This window comes from Micromonospora sp. M61 (genome assembly GCF_018070245.1).
GTDB lineage: Bacteria > Actinomycetota > Actinomycetes > Mycobacteriales > Micromonosporaceae > Micromonospora > Micromonospora zamorensis.
Map to the genome: position 1 here is coordinate 1 of NZ_JAGPYA010000043.1, position 23,966 is coordinate 23,966.

Consider the following 23,966-nt stretch of genomic DNA (forward strand, 5'->3'; position numbering starts at 1 on the left):
CGGCGGCGGCGCGCAGCCCGGCTCCACGGCGGGGAACGACTCGGCGTAGCTGAACACCCGCTTCGCGGTGCCCACGTTCTCGTAGATCCAGGATGAGACCAGCACACTGGCGTCCGAGGCCGGAATGCCGTGCTTGGTGAACGCCTCGTACAGCTCGGTGACGGTCACCCCGTCGTAATTGATCTCGCTCGCCATTGTGGTGTCCCTCTCAGAGCTGGTCGTACACGCCGCGGTGCCGGCGCTGCTGGAAGGTGCGGAAGGTCCGGGCCACCGTCGGGCGCAGCGGCTCGGCGGTGCCGTCGGCGTCGAGGTCGACGTGGTCGCGGCGGATGCCGAACGTGTTGATCTCCACGCCGAGCGGGCAGACCCGGGTCAGCGCGTTCATCAGGCGCTCGTACTGCGCCAGGGTCAACGTCACCCCGTCGGGCAGCTCCACCCGGAACTCGTACGGGTCGGTCCGGCCGGTCCGCACGTAGGAGAGCGCCACCACGGCGACCAACCCGGCGTGGGTGGGCCGCAGCGCAGTCCGCGCGCCGACCGCCTTGATCTCCGCGGTGCCACCGCCGAGCCCCACGGTGTACCAACGGAACCCGGTGGCCCGGCGCTCGGCCAGGTTCAGCCCGGCCTGCGGCAGCCCGATCACGCTGCACACCAGCAGGATCCGGTTGCCCGTCTCGACCAGCGGCAGCGCGGCGGCGAGGTGCTGCTCGCGCAGCAGCCCGACCAGGCGGGCCAGCCGGTCGCCGGCAGCCGGCTGGCCGGCGATCAGCGCGCTGGCCAACGCGGCCGGCAGCTCGATGGTCTCCACCAGTTCGTCGGGGAGGCGGTTCAGCGCGGCGACCACCGGGGCCGGATCCCGTACCGCGGGAAGGCCGGCGGCGGCCAGCACCTGGTCCACCGGCTGCCCGGCCGGCCGGGTCGGCACCGCCGCCCACCGGGTCCGGGCCGCCGCGTCGGTCAGCGGCGTCCACGCCGGCTCCCCCGCGCCGGTCCAGGCTGACGCGGCGGCGACCAGACCGGCGAGGAGCAGCGCGTTGCCGCCCGGGTCGCCCGGCGCGTGGAACTGCGCCTCGACCGGCGTGTCGGCCCCGACCGCGGCGCTCAGCGGCGCGGTCACCGCCAGCCCTCGCGTGGGCAGGTGCGACAGATACATCCTGGTGGTGCTGACCCGGTGTGTCGTCGGCAACCCGCACACCCGCCACAGCCAGGCCAGTTCCCCGTCGGCTGCCACAGTGGGCACGCCCTGCGCACGGGCGGCGGCGATCAGCGCCTCGGCGGTCCGGTCGGCGGTGACCGCTCGGGCGGTGTCCAGCACCCGGTTGCGCAGGTCGGTGGCCTGCGCGGGGGTCGGCCAGCTCACGTCGACGCCGAGGCCCAGCTCGTAGCGGCTGCCACCGGCGTCGTCCTGGGCCCGGGTCACCTGCCAGACGATGGACGAGCCGAGCGCCCGGCAGACCCGACCGGCCCGGTCCAGGGCGGCGGCCAGCGGCGGTGCGACGCCGTGCGCGCTGTCGAAGGCGTACGACTGGCGCAGGCTGGCCCGCAGCGCGGTGACCTCGGCCAGCCGACTGGCCGGCAACGCCCGGCCGGCGTGCACTGTGTTGTTCGGCGGGGTGTTCGCGGGCAGCACCAGCCGGTCGCGGCGCAGTTGCGCGAGGAAGTTCGTGCGGTGCTGCGGATCGCCGGCGGCCACCAGCCGGATCGCCACCGCGAACCGGTCGTCGTCCTCGCGCACTGTGAACCGCGCCCCGCCGGGCAGGTCGGCGAAGAGCCCGGTGTTCGGGTCGGTGTCCGTGCCGGGCCCGTTGAGCAGCCGGCGCACCGCACCAGGGGTGGGCAGCAGGAACCGCCCGTAGAGACCGAGCCGGTGGGCGTACGCGGCGTCCGGCTCGCGGGCCGGCGGGGCCAGGCGGCGGGCGTACACCTCACCGGAGGCCGGCTCGTGCACCAGCTCGTCGACGAAGCGGGCCACCCCGACGTCCGCGCCGATCCGGTCCAGCGCGTCGCGGCGGGCGTGCGCGAGGGTCCGGTACGCGTGCACCTCCCGGGCCGCGCGGCGCAGCCGGTGCTTCTCGTACGACATCAGGTAGAGCAGCCGGCCCAGGTTGCCCTCCAGCACGGCCAGCTCGACCAGCCCGGTGAGCGCGGCACCGGTGACCGGCGTGGCGGCGGCGCCGTCGACGGCCCGCTCGGCCGTCACGGCGACGGGGAACGACGCGACCAACGGCTCGTCGGCGGTGTCCGGGGCGTACGCCGGCACCGACGCCCCGGCGGCCGACCACGGCGCGAAGACCACCGGCGGCAGCACCCGCTGGCCCGCGCCGCCGGGGTCCACAGTGACGGTCACCCGCACGGTCTCCTCGGCCAGGTCGCGGCGCAGCACGACGGTGAGCAGCGGGTGGCGGCTGGTCCAGTCCACGACGGCGGCGCCGGTGCCGGCCAGTGGCACCACCACCCGCCGGACGGTGCCCGGGTACGGGCCTTCCAGCTGGTCGACGAGGTTACGTTCGACGGACGGGTCGGCGCCGTCCACGGGTACCCGGATGTCGGTCATCGGTCCCCCGCTCAGACGATCCGGAACGGCCGGGGGTCGTCCCGGTCGACGTAGACGGGCACCTGGTTCGCGGCGAGCACCGCGTTGTCGCCGACCGGCAGGCGCTGCACCCCGTCGCCGGTGGGCGCGCTGCCGGTCACCACCACCGCCGAGTCGGCCGGGAAGCGGACCAGCCGCAGTGCGCGGACGTCCGCGACGCCCGGCTCGTTCATCAGCGTCCAGATCACCTCGGCGGCGCGGACCGGCTCGCCGAAGGGCAGCTCGTCGACGTAGCGGCGCAACCGGGCGTGCAGGCGGGCCCGCAGCTCGGTGGCCGCTGTGGACGCGTTCACCGTCTCCTTCGAGCCGGTGGGCAGGGGCAGGCCCCTGATCACCAGATCGGCCTCGACACCGATGCCCACCTCGTCGGCACGGTCCACGGAGGCGAAGATGCCCACCGGGCGCAGGTCCTCGATGACCGACTCGACTGCGGCGTGCAGCCCGTCGGGGCCGTCCCAGATGGCCGCGGCGGTGGGCGCGACCAGCACCGTGACGTAGTACGGGTTGCCGAGGTCGCGTTCGGTGCTGAAGACCCGCTCGATGAAGTTGAAGTTGCCGAAGATGGACTGGTTGAGGTCCAGCCCGCCGCGACCGTCGAAGACCTGCACCTGACGTACGCCGGGCACTGTCGCCACGGCCAGACCGATCGCCTCGGCCGTCCAGATGGAGCGGGGCGCGGCCAGCAGCAGCTGCCGGTAGCGCGCGTCGGGGACCTGCTGTTCGCCCCCGGTCAGCGCGACGGTGTGGGTGATCTCCACCAGTTCCTTGCCGGCGGCCTGCTCGGCGTCGTCCAGGTCGGCCAGCAGGGTGTCGGCCCGGTTCCAGCGGTCGATCTTCTGGCTGGGTTGCGCGGGGTCGAGGTTGTGCGCCGGGCCGGGATAGAACGCGGCGACGGCCGGCACCCGTTCGCCCACGGCGGCGGAGAGCACCACCGTCTCGTCCAGAGCCACGTGGTGCCCGCCGGGTGTGGACAGCCGCGCTCCCCGGGGCAGTGTGAGCTGGGTGCGCCCGGTGGGCAGGGCGGCCTTCAGCTTCAGCTTCACCGTGCCCTTCGCCGGCAGGTACGGGCGGGGTATGCCGAGTTCCTCGCCGAGGCGGGTCAACGCGTCGGCGGTCGCCGACACCACGTACGAGTTGTCGTAGACGGCACCGAGCGCCGCCCACAGTCGGGCGTCCTCCAGCGCGGCCAGTTCCAGGACCTTTCGGAGCACCGCTCCGCTGGTCAGGTCGATGTCGTCGCCGAAGAGCAGCCGGGCGGTGGCCAGCTTCTCGGCGAGCAACCGGGCGAAGGACTTCGGCACGAAGCCGCTCTCGACGATGCCGAAGCCGGTCGAGCCGGTGGCCCGAAGTGCGGCGGCGTCGACGGCCAAGACGTCGGCCAGCTCGGCCGGGAGGGTGGGATCAGACACTGGGCAGCTCCCCGAGATGCACCGAGAGCCGGTCGTCGGTGATGGTTTCGAACTGGACCTGCACCTGGAGGGTGCGGGACGCGCGCAGCGCGGCCTTCGCCGCGTCGTCGGTGCCGTTCGCGCCGAGCCGACCGTCGTCGAGGTTCACGTCGACGATCTTGCGGACGCGGGGGTCGCGGTCGAGCAGCGTGATGATGCCGATGCGCACCTGCTCGCGGATCAGGTTCGGCTCAATCTGCTCGGCGAGGGCGTTGAGACCGTCGAAGCCGAAGGTGGCGTCGAAGACGTTCGAGCCGCGCAGGGTGGTCAGGGCCACCGCGAGGCTCTGGGCCACGTTGTCGGTGCCGGCGACGAGGGCCAGCACCCGGCCGTTCGGGCCGTCGTCGAAGACGATGTCGCGGGCCAGGTCCACGCCGGGCATGGTGGGTTCGAAGGCGAGGCCCCAGCCGAGGTAGCGGCGCTGGGCGGCCTGCCGTTCCCGCTCGGTCCGGTCCATCTCAGACCGCCTTCAGCTTGCTCTGCCCGGCACTGGCGGACAGCCCGGGGGTGCTGCCGTTGGTGGCGCCGCTGAGGGTGGCCAGCGCCACGCCGGCCCCGCTGACGTGCAGCTTCTGGGCGGCGCCGGTCGCCGACACCACCGTCTTGCATTGCACCGTGGAGCTGCTGTCGGTGATCGTGCAGCCGGTCACCGACTTGCCGGTGATCCCGTCGAGGCGGGTCACCTGGGCGCCGGCCACGATCAGCTTCGCCTGCCCGGCCGGGGTGACCGCGCCCTGGCTGGGGCAGTGCACGTTGCTCGACGTGGTGAGCACGAAAGCCATGTCGCTCTCCTCAGTGGACGTTCATCGCGTTGCTGACCTGGACGTCGACGTCGTCGGCGGCGATGTTGACGGTGCCGCCGCTGATGTTCACCGCGCCGTTGCCCGCGTCCAGGTCGATCTGGGTGGCGGTGATGGTGATGGAGCCGTCCTGCTTCATCACGATCGACGACCCGCCGGCGGCGTGCTCGATGGTGATGCTGTCGGCCTCGTCGGCGCGGGCCGGGCGCTGACCGCGCCCCTGCAACTGGGCCCGGCCCACCCGCACGGTCAGCTCACCCAGCTCGATGACCCGGTTGCCGTCGCCGTCGGTGAGGTCGTGCGCCACCTTGCCGTCGTGGTCGGCCGGCACCACCGTGTCGCCGACCGACGAGCGGCTGTTGGTGGCCACCCCGACCGGCAGGGACAGCCACCAGTCCCCCGGCTGGGAGACCGGGGCGTGCCCGGTGGGCCAGAGCGCGCCCACCTCCACCGGGTCGTCCGGCACGCCGTTGCGGTAGGCCAGCGCCACCCGGGTGCCCGGGTAGCGGGGCAGGATGAGCCCGCAGCCACCCCAGGCGAACGGGGTCAGATAGGTCACCCCGGGCAGCGGCGCGGGCTGTTCCCGGCGGACCGGCAGGCGGCGGGCGCCGTTGGGGCGGCCGTCCGGGCGGGCCAGCCCCTCCCACACCGTCTCGGTCTGTGCCGGCGGTTCGACCGCGCCGGTGGCGTTGGTGGCCGCCGCGCGTACCTCGCCGATCTCCAGGCCACGCGTCTCGCCCCGGGCGGCGCGGGCCGCCCGCCGCACCGCCTCGGCGGCAGCCACCCCGGGCGAGGACGCCGGACCGGCCGGCTCAGCCGCGCCCACGCCGGAGGCGTCACTCCAGCTGTCCCAGGCCTGGGCGCCCGAGGTGACCTCGACGCCCTGCACCACGGTGACGAAACCGGCGGTACGCGACAGGGTGTGCCGCGCGGCGCTGAGGTAGAGCAGCTTCGCCCCCGCGCCCAACTCCCCGGTCGACGGGGCGAACGGGGCCGCGAACGAGCCGAGCAGTGCCGCTCCGACGCTGCCCAGCGTGGTGGCCTCGTCCACCGCTGGCGGGTCGAAGCGCACCAGGTCGCCGGGCTTCAGGTCGGGGCGGCCCTTGAGGGTCAGTGTCCACGCCCGACGGCGCGGAGCGGCGGTGCCGCCGGCCTCGGTGGCCGCGTACGGGTCGGTGTCCTGGCTGCCGTTCTCGGTGCAGGCGAGCAGGCCGGTGGCGAGGGTGAGCGGCTTGGGCTCCCCCTCCGGGTAGGGGATCGGCCGCTTGCCGACGTGCACGGTGCCGTCCCGGATCAGCAGCATCCCCCGCCCGTACGAGTTGAGCGACTGCTGCAACGCGCCGCCGATCCGCTCCAGCGCGGCGCGGTGGAGCAGCCCGGCGCCGAAGGCGACCCGCTCGTCGCCGGCCGCCTCGGTGGCGCCCCTGGTCATCGTGCCGTCCGGGTTCGCGCCCCAGGTGGCGATGTCCACCCTGGTCCGCTCCGCGACGGCCCGGATCGCGGCGCTGAAGGTCGCCGCCTCGAACCGCTCGGCGACCCGCTGACCGAGCCGGGCGTACGCCTGCTCGACGAGGGTCAGCTCGGTGTCGTACGTCCGCTCGCCGGTGAGCCGGCGCACCTTCGTCACCCGCAGCACGGCGACCAGCGCCTGGGTCAGCTCGGCCGGGGTGGGCCCGGCGTTGACGCCGACCAGGTTGGTGAAGAAGGCGCCGACCGAGGTGTTGGCGTCGCGCCAGTACAGGTGCAGTTTCGCCACCAGCGGTGGTTGGCCCTCGGCGGTGCGCAAGAGGGCGAAGTGCTCGTCGATCAGCCCCTGCACGGTGATCGTGTACGCGCCGGGGCCCAGTCCGTCGGGCAGCGCGGCGTCGATGGCCGCGTAGTAGTCGGCGCTGGACAGCGTGAGCGCCGCGTCCTGGCTCAGCCCGGTCGGGGTCTCCCGGTGGAAGGTCAGGGTCCAACCGGCGTCGTTGCCGACCGCGCCCTGGCGGACCTGACCGGTCTGGAACGGCGTGAGCGTCATCGCAGCACCCTCCGCAGCTTCTTGTCGAGCAGGTAGCGGTAGCGCAGCCGGCCGGGGCCCAGCTCGGATTCGACGCGCTGGGCGGGTGGGCGGCGACGCCAGACGAACTCGTTGATCGGTGGCGGCCCGAACTGGTCCGCCGCGCGGTCGGCGCGCCGCCAGGCCAGCGCGATGGACGAGCCGTAGTCGCCGGAGCCGCGTACCGTCCCGGCGTGCAGCAGCCAGCCGAGCACCACCACCTCGACGACGATCGGGGTGGACCCGGCGGCGACCGCCGGGCCGGCGTCGGGGCAGACCCGGCGCAGACCGCCGGCGAGCGGCACCGAACCGAGGATCCGGGTGCCCTGACGGACCACCAGTCGCAGCGGCACCCGCCCGACCAGCGCCGGTGGCGGGGGCACGGCCGGGGGCGCGGGCCGGGGCGCCAGGTCGTCGGCGGAGGTGCTGACCACCGCGAGGGGGTCGGTGTTCAGCCACTGCCGGGCCAGGCCGGTGGGCAGGATCAGCACCGCGTGGACACCGGCGCCCAGCTCGACGCGGTGCGGGAGGCCGGCGGTGAGGCTCTGCCGCACCTCGGTGAACCCGTCGGGCACCTCGACAGGTGTCTCCGGCAGCAGGTAGCGGTCGATCGGGAACGGTGGCATCAGTTGCCCAACCCGTCGGCGAGCGCGCCGACTCCGATGCTGGCCACGTCGAGCAGCTTGCCGAGCAGGCTGGGACGGGGCACGTGGACGAGGGTGATGGTGGTGTCCAGGACGTCGCGGCGGGCGGCGGACGCGTTGAAGGTCAGCGACTGCACCTGCATGTCGGTGCGGATGGTCATCGAGGTGACCAGGATCAGCCCGCCGAACTTCCCCCCGGAGTACGCGGCGAGGGCGGTGCCGCGTTTGCTCGCCTCGGCCATCGTCTCCAGGGCGAACTTCCAGGCGTAGCGTTCCGCGCCGACGAGGACCCCGGTCAGGGTGATGGTGTCGTCGTGGGTGGCCACGATGGCCTTGTGCGCGGTGGAGCCGATCGGCGGCAGGTGGTAGGTCTGCGCGAGGGAGATGGCGGTGACGGCCCAGAGCGGGATCGGCAGCACCCCGTCGCTGATGATCGCCGACGGCACCGTGCCGTACCGCATGAAGCTGCTGGTGATGGCCATGCTCAGCGCCCTCCGATGGGTGGCAGCGACACCGGCGTACCGGTGGCTTCGACGGCCAGGCCCAGGGCGCGCAGCGCCTGGGTGATCTCGCGGACCTCGCCGGCGGCGCTGGTGACGCGCAGCCGCAGCCGGCGATCCTCCAGTGCCCGGCTGATCCGCGCGGGCCGGGTGGACGCGGAGCCACGCCGGTTGATCCGGTCGATCTCGGCTGCGGCGTCCTCCATCCGGGAGATCGCGTCGAGGATCCGCGGGTCGGGGGTGAAACCGGGGTCGTCGCGTTGCAGCCGGGCGATGGCGTCGCGGAAGTCGGAGGCGTCGCGGCGCAGGTTGGTGACGAGGTTGTCGGTGAGCGCGCTGACTCCGCTGACACTCCTGGCCCGGTGCGACTTGTCGTCGATCAGCCACACCCACCCGTCGTGGCCGATGCCGACCAGGTCGGTGCCGGCGACCTTGACGTTGGCGTCGGGGCCCTTGAGGAACAGCTCGATGCTGCTCAGCGAGAACGCGGCGCCGTACTCGCCGAGCACGCCGCGGCCGTAGGTGACCATGTCGTGGCGCAGGTAGGCGCGGAAGCCGGGGCCGTCGTCGGCGCGGCCGCCCCGGTCGCGGAAGCGTCGCCACAGGGTCGCCAGGGCCTCCGGGTTGTGCACGGCCAACTGCTGGGTGAGCCAGATGTCGCCGCTGGCCACCACCGCGCGCAGCTCCGGGTCGGCGATGCGGGCCAGGGCCTCGGTGAGCCGGGCGTCGTTCATGTGCAGGCCCTTGGAGCGGGCCTTGCCGAGTTCACCCACTGCGGTCCGCAGCCGGGCGACGTCGTCGGGGGTGAGCCGGCCGCCGAGCCGGGTCTCCAGGTCCGTGACGGCGGCCCGGCTGCCGCTCTCGGTTTCGGCGGCCACCGCCCGCCACAGCGCCTCCGGTTCCAGCTCGGCGGCGCGGCGCAACGCGGCCTGCTGGTCCGCCGGCATGGCCCGGAACGCTTCCTGGACCACTGCGGCGGGCTCGACGTGCCAGCCGGCCGCACTGGTACCGCCTGCGACCTCGAACTCGCGCAGCAGCGAGTCGGCGTACTGGGCTGCGTCGTCGGCCAGCCGCAGCGGCGCGTCTCCGACGATGCCCTCGCGCGGGCGGCTCAGTTCGCGCATCTCGGTGTTGAGCTGGTCGAAGCGCTCGCCGAGCGTCTCCAGCCGCACCCCCTCGGGCAGGGTGCCGCCCTCCAGCACGTGGTCGAGGATCGCGGCGATGTTGTCGCGCAGCACGGCGATGCGTTCCAGCCGGTTGAGCGCGTTGTTCAGGTGCAGGTCGCCGACGTCGTCGACGACGCGGCGGATGAGGTGCTCCAGCAGCCGCCGGGAACGCACGTCGCCGGCCTCGCTGTGCGCGGCGATGGTTCGCATGAAGCGTTGCAGTCGTGGGTTGGCGTCGGCGGCGGCGTGCACGGCGGCGGCGTCGAGGAACCGGCCGGCACGGAACCGGCGTGGCCCGGTCACGGCCGCACCACCGGGACGCGCGGACCCGCGGCGGCGCCACCGGGCTGTGAGTCCAGCACCATGAGGATGAACCGGGCGCCCTCCGGGCCACCGACAGCGCCGCTGAGCATCGCCTCGCGCTCCACGTACGCGAGCACCGGCTCCATCAGCTTCTGCACCACCCGTTCCAGCACCTCGTTGAGCAGGATCTCGGTGAGGAACCCCTGAAGCAGGTCACGGGACGCGGCTTCGACGATCTGCCGGGTGACCCGGCGTACCACGTACCCTCGGGCTGTGCGCAACCCGGCGCGGACACCGAAACGCAGGGCGACCCGGCCTCCGCGCACGGCCGCGCCGCCGATGGTGCCGGCCTCCGGGATCAGCGACAACGCGAGTCCGAGGTACGCGGCGAACAGCTCGACCTCGACCTCGGTGCGGGTGAGCACCAGCTCCGGGTCGAGCATCGATCCGTAGAGGCGCTCGCGCTGGTGTGCGTGTGCCACGTCGACGGCGGCGACGGCCACCCCGACCACGAAGCCCAGCGGCGGGCAGAGCAGCGACAGCGCGATGATCCCCACCATGACGCCGAACGCGCTCAGCGCCTCCCGGCCCAGCTCGGTGTGGAACAGGCTGTCGACACCGGTGGCGTAGTAGAGGTTGCCGCCGAAGAACTCGCCGATCTGCTGGTGGGTGACCAGGTGGATGCCCTGCAGCGCGAACTGTCCTCCGGGGATGGTGGCCGACGGGATGTGCTCGCTGATCCGGCTGGACCGGAACGCGAAGCGGGCGTCGGTGCGGGCACGGCCGAGCATCTCGGTGTTGTTGCGCCGCATGTCCTGCAGCACCCGCCACAGCTCGTCGCGGATCGCCGACCGGTTGCCGGCGAAGCGGGCCAGCACGTCGGGCAGGTCGGTGATCTGCTTGACCAGCGGGTCGATGCCCTCGGCCTCGCCGCGTTGGATGACCAGCGCCTGCTCGATCTCGGCGAGGGTCCAGAGCACCGCGTGCGAGTCGCGGATCCGGGTGGTGCCGTCACGTTCGACGATCTCGCCGGCCGCGCCGGGACTGCTCAGCGCGGCCTCGGTGGCGAGGAACGCGCTGGAGATGGCGCGGGCGGCCCCGTACCAGGCGGTGGACGGGTTGGCCATGGACACCGTGGCGAGGGTGCCGCCGCCGAGGTCGGTGTGTTCGGCCGTCCACCGGGCGGCCTCGTGGCGGCGCAGCCGCTCGCGCAGTCCCTGAAGTTCGGCGTAGTCGGTGAGCTGGGACACGATCAACCGCTCGAAGATCGGCGCGTACCTGTCGAAGTGGGTGATCCGCGCCTCGATGCCGGTGCGCGAGCTGAGCAGCAGTTGCACGAGCATCGCCTGGCTGCCGACGACGAAGAGCTGCCCGACGGCGTCCTTGACCGCGCCGCTGAGCGCCTGGACGAAGTGCAGGTTCCAGGACGCGGACGTGTCGATCCAGCCGCCCTGGATGCGGGCAAAGTGCTCGGGTTGGCTGTAGCGGCGCATCACCAGTTGGGCTAGGTGATCCAGTCGGGGCACGACCCCGGCCAGGTGGCGCAGGAACTGCACCGCGGGCGAGGCGACCGGCCGGAAGTCCAGCGGGCCGAGCCCTCCGGAACCCTGCGGCACGGGCCGGGTGAACGCCTCGCGTTCCGAGGCGCCGACCAGCAGGCTGATCGCCGCGGCCCGGCCGCGCAGCATGGCGGCGGCCTGGAGGCAGAAGTTCGCCGGGTAGCGGCAGGCCTCGCCCATCTGGAGCCGGAACGCGATGTCGTCCATCAGTCGGCGCAGCTCGTCGCCGTCCGGGCCGAGCGCGGCCAGCTCCGGTTCGCCGTTGAACGGCGCGCAGGCCCGCATCTCGGAGTGTTCGCCGGCGACGGCCGGAAACCGTCGACCCTCGGCGCCGGGCGGGGCGCTGGGGCTGCTCGGGTCGAAGACGAACCCGCCCCGACGGGCCCCGCCGCTGCCGTCCCCACCGGTGCCACCGCCGCCCGGCCCGGTGCCGGTGCCGGTGGGACCGCCCGGGCCACTGCCGGTTCCCGCGCCGGTGCCACCGCCCGCGCCCGTTGCGCCGCCCACGCCGGAGCCGCTACCGGTACCTGTCCCCGAACCGGTGCCGTCGCCGATGCCGCCACCGGGGGGTGCGTTCGGATCCGGTGGCGCCGCCGGTCGCTGCTCGACGCTGATCGGCAGGAGGTTGGCGGTGCCGGTCCAGTGCAGCGTCTTGTCGGTCTCCTCGGTGCCCACCAGCAGCAGCGAGACCCCACCGATGCTGATCACCACGAGGCAGGTGGGCACCGCGCCGCCCACCGAGGCGAGGATCGCGTCGACCCGCCGGGTCACCTCGGCGTCGACGGCCCGCTCGATCTGCGCCTGGTACTCGTCCACACTGGTGGTCTCGCCGCGCGGCTGGGCGGTCCGCAACCGCTGCCGGATGTCGGCACTGAGCTCCTCGTCCACCATCGCGACCAGGGCGCTCCGGTCGGCGACCAGCCGCCGCTGCACCGTGCCGGGCTGCGGGCTGGGCACCCGCTCCTCCACCTCGAAGTGCGGCTGCGGAGCGGCCCGGAACACCGTCTCGCCGAACCGCTCGAACGTGAGGACCGACCACGGGGTGGTGTTCACCATGACGACCCAGACCGGGCGACCGTCCGAGCCGACCACCCGGGCGATCACACCCTGCGGCGTGCCCGACGGCAGGCCGCCGTGCTGACGTACCGCCTCACGGCCCAGCTCGGCGAAGTGGCTGGCCAGGTACGTGACCGGCCGTAGCAGCCACTGGTAGGTCACCGAGGGCGGCTCGTCGCCGTCCACCGGCACCTCGGCGGCGTCCCCACCGTCGTCGTAGGACGGCACCCGGTAGACGGCCAGCAGGTGACGCATCCGCTGCGGGTCGAACACCTCGGCTGCCGGTCGGCTCAGCGGCGCGGCCACCCCGGCCGGAAGCCCCGGGTCCAGCCGCGCCGCCGTGATCACCTCGTCGATGCGCCGGCGTAGCCGGGCCTCGAAGGCCCGCCGGTCGTCCGGGGACACCCGCTCGCCGCCCGCGCCGGTCCAGCGGAACTCCGGCGGGTCGGGGCGTACCTCCAGGTAGCCGCCGCGGGGCGCGACCACCTCGCGGCGGGAGCGTTCCAGCGCGCGGGCCAGGGCCGCGCCGAGCGCGTCGGTCACCGCCGCCGGCCGCTCGGTCACCGACCGGGCGTCCAGCCGGATCCGCACCGGGACGTGCACCGAGATGGCCACCGTCAGACCTGCCCGTCCAGGTGGTCGGCGAGGCGGGCCAGCGCGAGGTCGGCGAGCGCGTCGGTGTCGACCGCGCCGTCGGCCACGACCACCTCGATCTCCACCGGGAAGTGGTACGCGATGACAGCGCGGTCGTCCTCGGCCACCTGCGCGGCCTCCGCCTCGCTGCCGGCCGCCGGCAGCACCAACTCACCCGCGTGCACCAGGGCCAGCCCGGTACGGGTGACCCGGGCGGCACGGCCAGCACCGGTCGTCATCTGCTACCTCCGGTTGATCGTTGGCGGGCTGTCACGTCCTGCCCGGTCAGGGCAGCACGGACTGGTCGCCGGTCTTCGGGTCGACGGTGGCGGCCAGGCTGAAGCCGCTGAAGGTCGCGGCCGGGGCGCCGGAGATGGTGGCGGTGGTCGGCGTGGCGCTGGTGATCATGCAGTCACGCAGGACGAAGGACGAGAACGCCCAGTCGTCGCCGGTGTGCTCCAGCAGCGCGATGTCGAACAGGTCGCCGTCGAGGGCCAGCTTGGTGAGCCGGCCGGCGACGTCCCCGATCGCCTTGACGGTCATCGTGAAGTTCATCGACACCGGCGCGTGGATGACACCCAGGTGGGTGACCTCGCACGAGTGCAGGGCCTCGACGTTGAGCGAGAAGGACGGGCTGAACGAGTCGATGGGGCTGATCAGCACCGTCTCGGTGCCCTTGGTGTACTGCACCGCGAGGCGGGTCTTCCACTCCATGGTCTGGTTCCTCCGGGTCAGAACTTGGCCACGAGCGTGACCAGCAGGCGGCTCACGGCCGGGCCGTACGTGACGGTGACGACCAGGTCGACGGTGCGGTCGGCCCGGGCGGCGGTGACGATCGAGGTGTCGGTTGCGGTACGCGCGACCTCGGGGATGGTGAGGATGTCCAGCACCGGGATCTCGATGCGGTAGTCGTCGATCACCGACTGCCGCTTGAGTGGGCCGAGGATGCCGTCGACCTGGGTCTTCAGCAGCGTCATGCCCGGCTTGGTGATCCGCGCGTCGCCGACCAGCCCGATCAGGCCGGCGCGCAGCATGAACTCGATCGCATCGAGGGTGCGCACCAGGTCGACGTGCAGCAGGCTCGCGTCGGAGGTGAACAGCCTCCCGTCGGCGAAGTGCAGACTCTCCCCGGTGATCAGCGTCGGGTCGATGATCGGCGTGAGGTTGGCCTCGGACAGGCCCTTGATCTCAGCCGGGCTGTACTGCTTGGCCACCGGGATGGCGACCCCGCGGATCTTCTTCAGCACGATGCTGTGGTGCACCGGCAGTCCGGCCACGGCGGCCATCGCGGCGGTGGCCGCGTCACCGTCCGCGCCCCGGGCGGCGATCATCACCATCCGGCTGGTGCTGCTCTTGAGCGGGTTCGCGGCTGTCGTGATGTCCGCGACGTAGGTGGGGCCCTTCTCGGTGGCCGGGTTGACCATGGCGAACCCGAGCCGCCGCTGGCCGGCCGCGGACATCGTCTCCACGTGCGCCTTGAGCGCGTGCAGCCCGGTGGGCGCGCCCGCACCAGCGGGGTTGCCGACGCCCGACTCGTTGGCCAGCGACACCATGGTCACGTCGTCGGCGGCCTCCAGACCGCCGAGCGCGGCGGCGTAGTCGTCGCCGGCGACCTTGACCCCGTACACCTTGGCTGGACGCGGGTCCTGCAGGAACGCCAGCTCCAGGGAGTTGTAGAGGGCGTTGCGCACCACGTTGCCGGCCTGCCGGCGGGCGAAGTTGGTGACCGCGTCGTCGAGAGTCTCGATCCGGACCGGCGTGTTCGCCGGCGCCGAGCCGCCGTCGGCCGTGGCCGGCGCCTTACCCACCACGGCAATGACGCCCGGTGAGCGCTGGGCCAGCGGCGCCGGTGGCGGCACGATCCGGACCTCGATGAACGGGAATGCTGCTGTCGGTGCCACGGGTCCTCCCGGACGAAGTTGCTGTTGCGGTCTGGGGTCTCAGGTCGTCACGGCGGCGAGGCCGATGCCGCTGCGGGCGAGCCACTGGCCGGCCCGGGCGAACCGGGCGGCCCGCTTCTGTGCGTCGGTGCCGGTGTCGCCGCCGGGCCAGCCGTCGTCGTCGAACGTCTCGACGGGGACCACCCAGACGGCGACCACCCGATGTCGTCGCCGGACGTCGTCCGGTGCGGGCACGTCCAGGCCCAGCTCCTCGGCGCGGGCCCGCACGAGGCGGGTCTCGACGAGCAGGTCGGCCAGGGAGAAGCCCTGGTCGCGGATCAGCACGGCGGCGGCGAACGGCAGCGGACGCGGGGTCGGCGGGGCGGCTGGCGGCGCCGCGTAGCGCAGCTTCACCGTGGCCCCCGCGGCCTGCCCGCGCATCCGCGTCACCAGGTCGCCGGCGTTCGCCGCGCCGACACCCGCGAGCAACCGGTCCAGGTGTGCGTCGGTGAACGCGGCCGGCTGGTGCAACCCGGCCCGCAGGCGGGCCACCAGCCGGCTCCGGCGCTCGGTCTCCAGTTGCGCCGGGTCGGCCGGCAACGCGCCCAGGTCGGCGACGATCTGCGGATCCACGTCGAAGGCGGGCACCGCCACGTCGAGGTCCTCGACCCGGTCCCGGGCTGCGCTGGTCCGCACCACCAGGCTGCCCCGCCACAACGCGTCGATCCGCAGCGCCGCACCGCCGAGCCCGTGCAGGCGCACCCGCAGCTCGGTGCGGGTGGTGCCACCGGAGCCCAGCCACTCCCCCTCGGCCACCGTGACGGGAGCGGCGGCGAAGCCGAGGGTCAGCTCGTCGAAGACCGCCGCGTACGGTGGCGCGACCGGCATCGCCTCGGTGTCGTACGCGGCCTCGACCAGGTGCGCCAGGGACGCGTCATCGAAGAGCGCGGCGCGGGTGCCCGGATCGGCCAACCGCACCAGCACCCCGTCGACGAAGTCCACCGCACGGCCTCCCCGCTGCCCGCGCCGGTGCACAGTGCCCGGCTCGGCACGAGGATCGCGAAGGGCCCGTCACCGGACCGTCACCGCCACCGTCACCGTTGCCCGCCGCCGCCGCGACTGTCGGAAACTGAGCACCCGCACAGCTCTCCGCAGCCCCTGCCGTCCGTCCTCAACGGCGGCAGGGCGCGGCGCGGCTGGAGGCGGCCTCACCCATGAGCGTGATACCTCACAGTCATATTGATGCCTCACAGTCATCACGCTCATCCGCACATGCGCCTCCGACTGCTCTCACCCACCGTGAGACACCCTCCGCGCGAGCCGGTTAGCGATCGGCGGGCGAAGCTCCGTGCAGGACCACACGGAGAGGATGTGGGGCGCTGGTGGCGAGATCGCCGAACACGGCGAACAGCAGGGCGTACTGACCGGCCGGCTCGTCGACGAGCAACTCGCCAGCGTCAATGACCAGCAGGGTGAGCGGGTCGGCATCCAGCCGGTCCCGGAGCACGTCGGAGAGGGCGTCCCAGGTGCTCCCCAGGTGGGCCGGCAGGGCCAGCGCAACGGCCAACGCGGCGAAGAGCGCGGGCCGGGTTCGAGCTGCTCCACCGGACAGCACCACCGCGCCGGGCAGCTCCGGGACGGCGCCGCGACAGACCGTCAACCAGTCGGGCAGCCGACCGTCGTCCTCGTCGTACATCAGGTTTCTCCTGGTCTGGCTTGTGCGACGACGCCGGGGGCCGGCCGGACGCAGCCGGCCGGCCCCCGGTCGGTCAGAGCCGGTAGAAGTCGGTGTAGTGGTTGGGTGAGAACCAGGTGACCCCGGTGCTGCGGTTCACCACGATCCGGTACGCGTCCCGGGCGGCGCCCTGGGTCCGCGGGTAGACGTCGTACTCGTAGTAGGTGGCGTTGGTCGGCAGTTGACCCTCGTAGTTGTAGAACCGGCCGCCGGCGAAGTTGGATTTGCCGCCGCTCCAGGAATACCAGCCGCGGCTGGTCGGGAAGCCCTTGGCGGACCAACCCGAACGGGCGGCACGGGCGTCCGCGCAGCGGCTGACATTGCAGGAGCTGTAGACCGCCGCCGAGGCAGAGTCGGTCAACCGCGGGGCCACCACGGACGGGCCGACCAGCGCGGCGGCGACCATGGTGAGGAGCAGGGCGAGAGTGGTGGTACGCCGGCGGATCGCGCCGAGCGTGGCCAACGGGGACACGAGGGTGGACACAGGCTGCCTCCAGACCATCCAGTCGATCGATCCGCATCACTGTCGGATCAGCCCCAGTCTCACCGTTGCCGGTCGACGGCGACAGCCCCGTCGCCCCAACTGCGCCACAATGCTCGGTGAACCCCGCACGACCCTCCGCCCTCGTGGGCCCTGACGGCGTGGCTACGGGCAAATCGGTCATCGGTTGTTAGCGTGAAACGCGGATCCGCGACCGTGGAGGGGTGCCATGACGGACGCCCCCGATGGGAGGCCGAGGCCCGCGGACCAGTGGCGACACCGGGGCGTTCGAGGGCTGACCATCGCCCGCGACGCGAGCGTCCGGGGTTGGCGGTGGTGGGCACGGCACTGGGATCGACTGGTCGCGGCCCTCCAGGACGAGGCCCCCGTCGGCTCCGGCGCGGCCCCGCCGCTCTCCGGCCCCCTCGTGGAGCAGCGCGACGCGCCCCGACTGATCGCGGTCCCGGCACGCGGATACGTTTACTCGTTCCACATCCGCGCCACCTTCGCCTGGTCGTCGTCGACGAGCCTGCGCTCCGAGGTACTGAGCTGGTACGTGCAGTACTTCCAGCCCAACGCGATCCAACGGCTGACCCGGCTCGCCGCCGACGCAGCCCGGAACCTGCCGCCGCATCGCGCGGGTGACCTGGAGGTGGCGTTGCGGCAGGCGCTCGCCGACGATCCGGAGTGGTCCTACGAGCGGGGTGACATCGTCATCACCTGCCGCCCCGACGCCGCCGTCCGGCTCGACGAGCGGATCATGCCGGCGCTCCAACCACACGTCGACCGACTGCTCGAACTGGAGTACCAGTTCGACGAGCAGGTGCGCAAAGCCCGGTACGCCGAGGAACTGAGCCGCCAGTGGGCCACGCTCCTGAACACCCACGCCGACGACCAGGACGTCGCCGACGCCCGCGACCACATGCTCACCACTCAGCGGGAAGCCGCCCGCTGGATCACCGAACTCCTACGCCGCCACGCCGAACACCCGCAGGAAGCGACCGCGTCCCCAATCCCGCCCCAGAGCCGCCCTTCGAGATCACTTGATGGTGAGTAGCGATTCAGGGCTACAAACAGCTACAGAGCATCAAGTGATCATGCGTCGGGGAGACGGAGCCCTGGCCGGTGCGTTTTCGCTGGTCTAGCCGCCGAAGCTCAGCGCCTGCCGCAGATCCACGTCCAGGCTCTCGTTGTACTGCGGATCGGGCTCAGCCCCGCCAGCGCTGAGGACGGTGCTGAAGAAGCATCTGGCGCCAACGGCGAGGATCACGCGAAAGATGTCCGTGTCATCGAGACCGTGAGCGCGCAGGCCCGCGACGTCGGCCTCGGTGATGGAGTTCGCGTCGGCCGCGGCCTTCCCGGCGAAGTTGACGACTGCGACCTCCTGCGCGGAGAGACCGGCGTCGCCGTGGTCTGACGCGATGGCGGCGACGGTCGACGCGTCGAAGAACTTGTCGCGTAGGACCTTTCCATGAGCCAGGCCGCAGTAGGAGGACTTCAGGGCCCGAGCCGCGGCGAGGGTCGCCAACTCATAGCGGCGCAGCTCCATCCCGGCCTTCACCGCACCGTTGAGCTGCTGCCATGCCAGGTACACCGCCGGGCTGTGGGCGAACAACCTGGTGTAGTTGGGCAGGTAACCCATCGCCTTCGTGTCGGTATCGAACATCCGCTCGGTGTCCGGCGACTGCTCTGCCTGCTGCAGAAAACTCATCCGACTCCTCCCCATGCTTGGACGTACGCCAGCGGATCATGCGGGCGCTCCAACCGCACGTCGACCGGCCAATACCCACGCCAACGACCAGGACGTCGCCGATGCCCGCAACCACATGCTCATCACGCAGCGGGAAGTCGCCCTTCAAGATCACTTGATGGTGAGTAGTGATTCAGAGCTACAAGCAGCTACAGCGCATCAAGTGATCATGCGCGGAGACCGCGATTGGCGAGGATGGCGAGGGTTTCCTTACGGACCTGAACCGGATCTGCGGTTAGGCGCCGATGACTGAAGCGGACGACGAGAATTCCGACGGTGGCGAGTAGCGCGTCGCGGCGGAGGTCGATCTCGCGTTCGACCAGGTCACCGTGGCTGGTCGCACCGTCCAGCTCGATGTTGACCCGTTCCGCCTCGGCGAACATGTCGAGGTAGATGGTCCGGGCGCTAACGCGCACCCGTTCCTGCCGAATAAACACTGGCATGCCCGGTCCGGTGAAGACGTGATCATGGCCCCAGATCTCCAATGGGCTCCGACAGCCAGCAGCGAGCCGATCCATCAATCCGCGCAGCGCCTTGCGGTCGGGCAACCTCGGCACCTCGCCGAGAGCGGTGACAAGCCTCTGCGGGGTGGTAAGCCGGCCGTTGACCGCACGGATGAGCAAGCTTGGTCGGTCGACCGTAGGCAACAGCGGCCAGCAGTCCACCAAAGTCCGGTCGAGCCGGGTGACCGGTAAGCCACCTCGGATCACCACGTGCGGAGGCTCAACCGCGAAGCCGGGACGGTGACGCACCACGAGGTGTGGCCACGAACGCCGACCCGATCCGGTGGGCAGATCGAGATGCACGGGCGCGCGCGGCGGTTGACGCCGCAGGCCCCACACGTCGAGCGCGCTCAGGCGGCTGAGTGCGGCATAGCGACCTCCGTACGCCAGCGCGGCCCGGCGAGCCAGTTCCGGCTCGATTCGCGCGAGGACCGGCAGCTCGGATTGAGTGTCCCGAAGGAGCTCAGCATCGACGTAGACCTCCGGCAGCACCCGGACCATCCGACCGGCCCGGCAGGCGCCCTGGAGTGTCCAGGGTGGCGCAACGCTGAGCATGTCGCGCCGTGTGGCAAGTCCACCACGTCGATCGAGCAGGTTCTGCAGGCGCGCGTCCACAAGCCCACCCTGCCGTTGAACACCTCCTCCTGGGAGCTGCTGTGGATAGCGACAGCACGTGTGGACAAAGACCGGGTCCTATCAATCTGTGGTACGCGCCCGCCAGTCGTGGTGCAGCCCCAATAACTGATCGGCCACCCGCGGCTCCCGCCCGAATCGCGCCCAGCCTGCCGATAAGTACGCCGAGCAGAGCCGGGAGCCGCGTCAGGAGCGTCCTCGTTCCGTCATCTCTGCCGGTCTCGTGTGGATGCTGAAACCCGACACTCAACGGTCTTCCTGTCAGAGTGACAATAAGTCTATGTTTGATTCATGTCTGACGATCGCTGGGTTCCGCCGACCGTTCTACTTGCGGTCGACCTCGTCATCCTGACCTTGCGGGATTCTTGCCTCCACGTGCTGTTGATCGAGCGCGGGGTTGAGCCCTATCAGGGTGCCCTGGCCCTACCGGGCGGTTTCCTCAACCACGAAATGGAAGATCTCGTGACGGCGGCCCACCGAGAGCTTGCCGAGGAGGCTGGCTTGGGGCCGGATCAGTTGCACCTCGAACAGCTCGGCATCTACGGTGCGCCGGATCGGGATCCGCGGGGGCGGGTGATCTCTGCGGTCTACCTGGCCATCGCCCCTCGGTTACCCGAGCCAGTAGCCGGAACTGATGCAAGCAAGGCGTGTTGGACCCCGGTGGCGCAGGTGCTGTCCGGCGAAGTGCAGCTCGCCTTCGATCATGTGCAGATCCTGACCGACGGTGTCGACCGGGCGCGGGAGAAGTTGGAGCGGTCGGCGCTCGCCACGGCCTTTTGCGGTCCGACCTTCACGATCGCGGAGCTTCAGGACGTCTACGAAGCGGTATGGGGCGTGACGCTCGACCCGCGGAACTTTTACCGGAAAGTGCAGAGCGCGGACGGCTTCATCCTCCCCGCCGGCCCAAGTCGCAAGACCGAAGGGGGCCGTCCCGCTCGACTGTTTCGTCCTGGGCCCCGCACGACTCTTCACCCTCCGATGACCCGACCCCACGGCCAGGCAGACAAGGAGTCAGTGTGAGCACAAACAGCGGTCTCGTCGTGATCCTCACGGCGTTGAACCTCGAGTACGAAGCGGTTCGCGACCAGTTGACCGACCTCCGGGTGCGTCGACACACGGCCGGCACCCGCTTCGAGGTCGGCCGGATCGACCAGACTGAGTGCCGGGTCGCCCTGGGGCTTGTCGGCAAAGGCAATCATCCGGCGGCGGTGCTCGCGGAGCGGGCGATGGCTCAGTTCTCCCCGGCCGCCGTGCTGTTCGTGGGAGTTGCCGGCGGTCTATGGCCCAATATCTGCCTCGGCGACGTCGTCGTTGGCAGCAAGATCTACGCCTACCACGGTGGCACCAGCCAGGACGACGGCCTGAAGGCCAGGCCAAAGGCGTGGGAAATCCCCCATGAGGCGGACCAGATCGCCCATCACGTCGCCAGGTCCACCGCCTGGCGTCGCGTTCTTCCCGCAGGCGCAGCGCCCGATGTCCATTTCGGGCCGATCGCCGCGGGAGAGGTCGTGCAGGACTCGGGGATCTCCGAACAGGCCCACTGGATCCGCGAGCACTACAACGATGCCGTGGCGATTGAGATGGAAGCGGCCGGTGTGGCGCAGGCCGGGCACCTCAACCGCGCCCTACCCGTGGTGGTCGTCCGCGGCATCAGCGACCACGCAGACGGCAGCAAGGCAGCAACCGACCAGCAGGCCTGGCAACCGAAGGCCGCACGTCACGCCGCAGCGTTCGCCATCGCGCTGGCGCGAGAACTGATCATCGACGGGCCGACCAGCCGAGACGGCGCGGCCCGGGACGGGAGCCCCACGATGCCGATGACCAACCGCAACATCGCCACCGGGAATGCCCACGTCGGGGTGCAGGCCGGGCAGATCTACGGCAACGTCAACGTCGGCGCTGAGGTTGCTCAGCCGATCGACCTTGCAACGAGTATCGCGGACTTCCGAACGCATCTCAAACAGGCCCACCTCGACGGACAGTTGGACGAAGAAACCTATGCCGCTGCCGAGTCGGAACTGGATGCGGCAACGGAATGCGTCTCGGCGGGCACGTCCGAAAAGAAGAGTGGCCTGCTGGTCGCGCTCAAGCGGTTGCGGGGCCTGGTAGCCGACGTGGCAGAGCTGGCGGCGCGGCTTGCGACGATCATTGCTGTGGTACGGGGCACGTCATGACGACAATGGCTGCGACCAACGTCGCCGAAGGGGATGCGCATGTCGGGGTTCAGGCAGGGGTAGTCCATGGTGACGTCAACTTCTACCGAGTGCCGCCGGGCTCCAGTCCGGAGGAAAAATTTGTATCCGCGTTGAGGTATCTCGACGGGCGGGTTCGTGATCAGGCGCGCACGCTGATCGAGCAGGCGGTCGTCGGTGGGTACGTCACCTCGAAGGTCCGGTTCTACCGACTCATCGCCCTGCTGAGCGGACGCACCCTGCGTCAGCTCTCCGACGAGGAGTTGGATCACCTCACCGCCATTTGCGCTGACTTCTCCCACCTCGAAGATCATGACGAGTGGGCCGCGGGCTCGAAAGTGATCACCCATCACCTCCTAGCCCCCGTCAGCGTCACCGAGACGGACCAAGTGATCAAGGAAATCGATGCATTGAACCAGCGTCAGCGCGACGAGATCTATGGTCACCTCGAAGCGCTGCTCGACGGCGCGCTGCAGGAAAAGATGTGGCGAAAGTCTGTCGCCCTGGCGGATTCGCAGCGCACTGCGAACGACCGGTTCAACCGGGTCTGGAAGTTCTTTCATCCCGCACCCGCTCAGCCTCGCACCCCACCGGTTCAACCTGCTGCCGTCGGGCTTCGCGACTGGCTGCGCGCTGGCGTTGGCGCAGCTGTCTTCGTCCTCGCTGTGGTGCAGCTGGCCATACTGATGGCGGCACGCGGCACGCTCGACCCGTTCCTAGGTTTGCTCGCGGCCCTGGTCGGTCTGGCCGCTTTTTGCATCGGCGGAGCGGACCGGTATTACCGAGGAACACGGCTGCACGCGAAGGAAGCACAGATCCGTCCACCACAGCAGCGGCGACGCGAAGCGCCACCGGAGGGCTTCGCCCGCAAGGTTGACAGGCTCTTCGACCGCTACTTCGGCCGATACGTGCCTGATGGCACCGACCGGTCCTACTGGCGCGCCCAGACAGCCGGGATCCAGCGGCATCTCCGCGACGAAGTGGTCGAGCTTTACCGGGAGCAACGCATCGAGGCCGACCGAATCGCCTGGCTGGTGCGGCATCTCGTAAGCGATGTACGAGGGCAATGGGAGCGGGACACGCTGACGGCGTACCGGCTACGGCTGCGCGTCCCCGCCCGGACGAAGGCGCTCCACGTCGGTGGACTTGCTCTCCTCGCTGCTGGGAACCTCTGGGTCGTGCCCGCCGTCATGGCCGGCGCCCCCTTGTCCGGCACAGGCTGGCTACTGCTCGCGGCGGCGTCTGCGGTGCCAGCCGTGCGCTCGTCGTTCCGGATCGTCGCCGAACAACGCAGAGTCGCCGACGACCAAGCGGAACGAGCCGACAAGGAAACCGCCCGCTGGAAGGCGTACCACCGGTGGTGCCACAAGCTGTCCGACAAGCCGTCAGACATCGAGATGGCCGCTTGGTTGGAGAGCGACCGTAAGGTCTTAGTAGACCAAGCCATGCAGCAGTACCGACTGCACCCGAGCCAGGTGATCGCGCACGCCTTCATCGAGGCCCCGGCTCCCTCCTGCAAGAAGGCGCGGTACCCCCAGGGACCGTGGCGTTACTCCAGGTACCGCCTGCTGCTGTTCCTGCTTACCGACGACGGCGTCCGACAGGTGAACATCGACCTCGATTTCGAAACCAGCGCAAGCCGCACCACCCAACGGCTCAACTACCGCTTCGACGCCCTCGCCGCAGTCCGGATCGACGGCATCGCCACACAACAGCAGACCTTCGAACTGACACTTTTTAACGGAAAACCCATCTCCATTCGGATTAGCGAACCTGACGACGAGTCGCTCCAGCACGACGAGAACGCCGCCAAGATCGCGGAGCTGTCGCTGGACGCCGCAGGACTCAGTCACACCCTGCACGTCCTCGAAGGCGTCGCTGCCGAAGGCAAGGAATGGGTGAAGCACCGACGCCATCGTGCCGACAAACGACTCGCCAACCTCACGAGCGCCATCCGTGGGCTCGACTAAGCCCTGGTCACATCCCTCCCCTATAAGGGATCGTGTCGAAATAGCTCAGCTGCCAACGATCACAAGGACACCCACCGAGCAC

At 71.1% G+C, this 23,966-nt stretch carries 22 protein-coding genes; 4 read left to right on the forward strand and 18 right to left on the reverse strand.

Annotation, left to right across the window (positions count from 1 at the left end; all coding sequences use genetic code 11):
- From KBX34_RS22785 to KBX34_RS22860, 16 genes are all read right to left on the reverse strand, one after another.
- Window positions 1–195: hypothetical protein (locus KBX34_RS22785; RefSeq protein WP_210926810.1), on the reverse strand; the 195-nt coding region annotated here is incomplete at its 3' end.
- Between the two features lie 13 nt (window positions 196–208).
- Window positions 209–2,554, reverse strand: coding sequence for a hypothetical protein (locus KBX34_RS22790; protein ID WP_210926812.1), 2,346 nt, complete (start codon window positions 2,552–2,554; stop codon window positions 209–211).
- Between the two features lie 11 nt (window positions 2,555–2,565).
- Complete coding sequence (locus KBX34_RS22795) at window positions 2,566–4,002, reverse strand: baseplate J/gp47 family protein (protein ID WP_210926814.1); 1,437 nt, start codon at window positions 4,000–4,002, stop codon at window positions 2,566–2,568.
- Complete coding sequence (locus tag KBX34_RS22800) at window positions 3,995–4,498, reverse strand: hypothetical protein (RefSeq protein WP_088948436.1); 504 nt, start codon at window positions 4,496–4,498, stop codon at window positions 3,995–3,997. The genes KBX34_RS22795 and KBX34_RS22800 overlap by 8 nt, the downstream gene beginning before the upstream one ends.
- A gap of 1 nt (window position 4,499) precedes the next feature.
- Window positions 4,500–4,823: a hypothetical protein gene (locus KBX34_RS22805; RefSeq protein WP_210926815.1), complete on the reverse strand. Its 324-nt coding sequence runs from the start codon at window positions 4,821–4,823 to the stop codon at window positions 4,500–4,502.
- Window positions 4,824–4,833: 10 nt separating this feature from the next.
- Window positions 4,834–6,861 (reverse strand): hypothetical protein, encoded by a 2,028-nt coding sequence (locus KBX34_RS22810; protein ID WP_210926817.1) that lies wholly within the window; start codon window positions 6,859–6,861, stop codon window positions 4,834–4,836.
- Window positions 6,858–7,505 (reverse strand): hypothetical protein, encoded by a 648-nt coding sequence (locus KBX34_RS22815; protein WP_210926819.1) that lies wholly within the window; start codon window positions 7,503–7,505, stop codon window positions 6,858–6,860. The genes KBX34_RS22810 and KBX34_RS22815 overlap by 4 nt, the downstream gene beginning before the upstream one ends.
- A complete protein-coding gene (locus KBX34_RS22820) occupies window positions 7,505–8,005 on the reverse strand; it encodes a hypothetical protein (protein ID WP_053659787.1) in 501 nt (166 codons plus the stop codon). Before KBX34_RS22820 ends, KBX34_RS22815 begins: the two co-directional genes overlap by 1 nt.
- Window positions 8,006–8,007: 2 nt before the next feature.
- Window positions 8,008–9,492, reverse strand: a complete 1,485-nt coding sequence (locus KBX34_RS22825) for a hypothetical protein (protein ID WP_210926820.1) — start codon at window positions 9,490–9,492, stop codon at window positions 8,008–8,010.
- The gene (locus KBX34_RS22830; RefSeq protein ID WP_210926822.1) at window positions 9,489–12,722 is read right to left on the reverse strand and encodes a hypothetical protein; all 3,234 of its coding nucleotides are present in this window, start codon (window positions 12,720–12,722) and stop codon (window positions 9,489–9,491) included. The genes KBX34_RS22825 and KBX34_RS22830 overlap by 4 nt, the downstream gene beginning before the upstream one ends.
- A gap of 2 nt (window positions 12,723–12,724) precedes the next feature.
- A complete protein-coding gene (locus KBX34_RS22835; RefSeq protein ID WP_210926824.1) occupies window positions 12,725–12,979 on the reverse strand; it encodes a hypothetical protein in 255 nt (84 codons plus the stop codon).
- 46 nt (window positions 12,980–13,025) lie between these two features.
- Window positions 13,026–13,454 carry a hypothetical protein gene (locus KBX34_RS22840; RefSeq protein WP_099854053.1) on the reverse strand — a complete coding sequence of 143 codons (429 nt, stop codon included), beginning with the start codon at window positions 13,452–13,454 and terminating at the stop codon, window positions 13,026–13,028.
- Window positions 13,455–13,471: 17 nt separating this feature from the next.
- Window positions 13,472–14,641 carry a hypothetical protein gene (locus tag KBX34_RS22845; RefSeq protein WP_088948445.1) on the reverse strand — a complete coding sequence of 390 codons (1,170 nt, stop codon included), beginning with the start codon at window positions 14,639–14,641 and terminating at the stop codon, window positions 13,472–13,474.
- Window positions 14,642–14,680: 39 nt separating this feature from the next.
- On the reverse strand, window positions 14,681–15,622 hold the full coding sequence (locus KBX34_RS22850; protein ID WP_210926826.1) for a hypothetical protein: 942 nt from the start codon (window positions 15,620–15,622) through the stop codon (window positions 14,681–14,683).
- Between the two features lie 322 nt (window positions 15,623–15,944).
- Complete coding sequence (locus KBX34_RS22855; protein ID WP_210926828.1) at window positions 15,945–16,316, reverse strand: barstar family protein; 372 nt, start codon at window positions 16,314–16,316, stop codon at window positions 15,945–15,947.
- Window positions 16,317–16,389: 73 nt separating this feature from the next.
- Window positions 16,390–16,839 (reverse strand): ribonuclease domain-containing protein, encoded by a 450-nt coding sequence (locus KBX34_RS22860; RefSeq protein ID WP_307871476.1) that lies wholly within the window; start codon window positions 16,837–16,839, stop codon window positions 16,390–16,392.
- 226 nt (window positions 16,840–17,065) lie between these two features.
- Between KBX34_RS22860 and KBX34_RS22865 the strand changes: the two genes are divergently transcribed.
- Entirely contained in the window at window positions 17,066–17,893 is an 828-nt protein-coding gene (locus KBX34_RS22865) for a hypothetical protein (protein ID WP_210926830.1), read from the forward strand.
- A gap of 84 nt (window positions 17,894–17,977) precedes the next feature.
- Here KBX34_RS22865 and KBX34_RS22870 read toward each other — a convergent pair whose 3' ends face one another.
- Both KBX34_RS22870 and KBX34_RS22875 read right to left on the reverse strand, forming a co-directional pair.
- A complete protein-coding gene (locus KBX34_RS22870) occupies window positions 17,978–18,547 on the reverse strand; it encodes a carboxymuconolactone decarboxylase family protein (RefSeq protein ID WP_247672119.1) in 570 nt (189 codons plus the stop codon).
- Between the two features lie 206 nt (window positions 18,548–18,753).
- Window positions 18,754–19,704: a DUF559 domain-containing protein gene (locus tag KBX34_RS22875; protein WP_210926831.1), complete on the reverse strand. Its 951-nt coding sequence runs from the start codon at window positions 19,702–19,704 to the stop codon at window positions 18,754–18,756.
- 309 nt (window positions 19,705–20,013) lie between these two features.
- On the opposite strand from KBX34_RS22875, the gene KBX34_RS22880 reads away from it, so the two are divergent.
- The 3 genes from KBX34_RS22880 to KBX34_RS22890 are packed head-to-tail and all read left to right on the forward strand — an operon-like array spanning window position 20,014 to window position 23,884.
- Window positions 20,014–20,742 (forward strand): NUDIX domain-containing protein, encoded by a 729-nt coding sequence (locus tag KBX34_RS22880; protein WP_210926833.1) that lies wholly within the window; start codon window positions 20,014–20,016, stop codon window positions 20,740–20,742.
- Window positions 20,739–21,896: a 5'-methylthioadenosine/S-adenosylhomocysteine nucleosidase gene (locus tag KBX34_RS22885; RefSeq protein ID WP_210926835.1), complete on the forward strand. Its 1,158-nt coding sequence runs from the start codon at window positions 20,739–20,741 to the stop codon at window positions 21,894–21,896. Before KBX34_RS22880 ends, KBX34_RS22885 begins: the two co-directional genes overlap by 4 nt.
- Window positions 21,893–23,884 (forward strand): hypothetical protein, encoded by a 1,992-nt coding sequence (locus KBX34_RS22890; protein WP_210926837.1) that lies wholly within the window; start codon window positions 21,893–21,895, stop codon window positions 23,882–23,884. The genes KBX34_RS22885 and KBX34_RS22890 overlap by 4 nt, the downstream gene beginning before the upstream one ends.
- Window positions 23,885–23,966: the final 82 nt, after the last annotated feature.

What these genes read in the sequence shown, in the direction of transcription:
- KBX34_RS22790 (WP_210926812.1), bottom strand. Translation starts at nt 2,554, where the DNA reads ATGACCGACATCCGGGTACCCGTGGACGGCGCCGACCCGTCCGTCGAA.
- KBX34_RS22800 (WP_088948436.1), bottom strand. Translation starts at nt 4,498, where the DNA reads ATGGACCGGACCGAGCGGGAACGGCAGGCCGCCCAGCGCCGCTACCTC.
- KBX34_RS22805 (WP_210926815.1), bottom strand. Translation starts at nt 4,823, where the DNA reads ATGGCTTTCGTGCTCACCACGTCGAGCAACGTGCACTGCCCCAGCCAG.
- KBX34_RS22810 (WP_210926817.1), bottom strand. Translation starts at nt 6,861, where the DNA reads ATGACGCTCACGCCGTTCCAGACCGGTCAGGTCCGCCAGGGCGCGGTC.
- KBX34_RS22815 (WP_210926819.1), bottom strand. Translation starts at nt 7,505, where the DNA reads ATGCCACCGTTCCCGATCGACCGCTACCTGCTGCCGGAGACACCTGTC.
- KBX34_RS22820 (WP_053659787.1), bottom strand. Translation starts at nt 8,005, where the DNA reads ATGGCCATCACCAGCAGCTTCATGCGGTACGGCACGGTGCCGTCGGCG.
- KBX34_RS22835 (WP_210926824.1), bottom strand. Translation starts at nt 12,979, where the DNA reads ATGACGACCGGTGCTGGCCGTGCCGCCCGGGTCACCCGTACCGGGCTG.
- KBX34_RS22840 (WP_099854053.1), bottom strand. Translation starts at nt 13,454, where the DNA reads ATGGAGTGGAAGACCCGCCTCGCGGTGCAGTACACCAAGGGCACCGAG.
- KBX34_RS22855 (WP_210926828.1), bottom strand. Translation starts at nt 16,316, where the DNA reads ATGTACGACGAGGACGACGGTCGGCTGCCCGACTGGTTGACGGTCTGT.
- KBX34_RS22865 (WP_210926830.1), top strand. Translation starts at nt 17,066, where the DNA reads ATGACGGACGCCCCCGATGGGAGGCCGAGGCCCGCGGACCAGTGGCGA.
- KBX34_RS22870 (WP_247672119.1), bottom strand. Translation starts at nt 18,547, where the DNA reads ATGAGTTTTCTGCAGCAGGCAGAGCAGTCGCCGGACACCGAGCGGATG.
- KBX34_RS22880 (WP_210926833.1), top strand. Translation starts at nt 20,014, where the DNA reads ATGTCTGACGATCGCTGGGTTCCGCCGACCGTTCTACTTGCGGTCGAC.
- KBX34_RS22890 (WP_210926837.1), top strand. Translation starts at nt 21,893, where the DNA reads ATGACGACAATGGCTGCGACCAACGTCGCCGAAGGGGATGCGCATGTC.